Genomic DNA, 1,326 nt, shown 5'->3' with positions numbered 1-1,326 from the left:
GGGGGGGGGGGGGGGGGGGGGGGGGGGGGGGGGGGGGGGGGGGGGGGGGGGGGGGGGGGGCGGTGGTCGAGACGGTTGGATTTTAAATAACCTTGATTTTAAGGCAAATACAATAATAAAAGCTCAATAGTGGGCTTTTTCTATTTTTGATGATCTGCTTTGAGAGATCGTTGGTCCTTGATAAAGTGGGTTTTCGTTTTATAAATATCAGTAATCCGTCTTATTCATACACAGGAGAAAGTATCTAGGCTTTCCGACTTTTAAAGCGAAGCGACAACCAGAAAGCAGGGCCACGCCCGGCCTGCTTTGACATAATTAATTGCAATGTTCATATGGGCTTTCTTCAACACTGAATTCTATGCCACCTGACAATCCTTGAACGTTAATTTCCATACCTCGAATAATAAACTCTCCGCCATCTACCTCGTATGACAAATCGACTTCAACAGGAAACGTAAGTGCCCCTTCTTCTTCTTGCGTAGTTTCGTCGAACGTGTAAATAACGTCATCCTCCTTGTCATATCGTCCATTTACGTAGTCCGGGCCAGTTACCTTGACCTTGTAATGCACCTCGACGTCAAACACAATTTGGCATTCTTCGTCGTCAATATGGATAATTGATGGTTCAAAACCACTCACATCCAATATAGAGAACTCATCTACTTCCGAATCTTCCCATGTTGACACGTTTTCAGCCTCGGCATCTTCTATTTGCTTTTTAATTTTGTTTATTATACTTCTCTTGTTTTCGTCTAGGTAACTCTTGATGAATTTGAATCTGTCTTCATCGTGAGAGTTATAGAGATCGAGAAGCTTGTTGAGGCTGTCGATTTGGATGAAGCGGGGATTTTCATCGCAAAAAGTGATTAAGTCCTTATCTTCCGATACTACATAGATTTCCTCTCTTCCTTTCAGAGAAGCTTTTACCGCGAGTAAGGTAAATGCGTCAGGAAACTCATTTTTCTTCTTTCCACCTTGAAATGGAGCCGTTTGATTGAAGTACATTTCTACAATCTTATTTCCATCCACTTTGCTCAGATCAACGACTGTCGTGCCTGACTCGTCTAGAAAGCGGTCAAAGACCTGAATAGCGTGGTTCTGGATTTGCTCTTGATCAAAAGGGACGAATAGATTTTTGATCACTTTATCTTTTGAGTTTGTAAGTATCCTGGCTTTGCGGCGAAAAGCATTTACGCCATTTAATGCTTCACCTATGTGCTGCGGATTCCACGACCATCCGGACACTCATTCCACGAGCATCCGGACACCGATTCCACGGCCATCCGGACACTTTCAGGCAGGCAGCAACGCAGGACTATTCACTAC

The 1,326-nt window shown here is 44.3% G+C and carries 1 protein-coding gene; it reads right to left on the bottom strand.

Going from position 1 to position 1,326, the window contains the following annotated elements:
- Positions 1–315: 315 nt before the first annotated feature.
- Positions 316–1,245, bottom strand: a complete 930-nt coding sequence (locus tag DW49_RS0107425; RefSeq protein ID WP_024421184.1) for a PIN domain-containing protein — start codon at positions 1,243–1,245, stop codon at positions 316–318.
- Positions 1,246–1,326 lie beyond the last annotated feature (81 nt).

Source organism: Pseudomonas avellanae BPIC 631, assembly GCF_000444135.1.
Lineage (GTDB): Bacteria > Pseudomonadota > Gammaproteobacteria > Pseudomonadales > Pseudomonadaceae > Aquipseudomonas > Aquipseudomonas avellanae.
The sequence above is the reverse complement of the archived record's forward strand: the minus strand, read 5'-3'. Positions and strand labels throughout refer to the sequence as shown.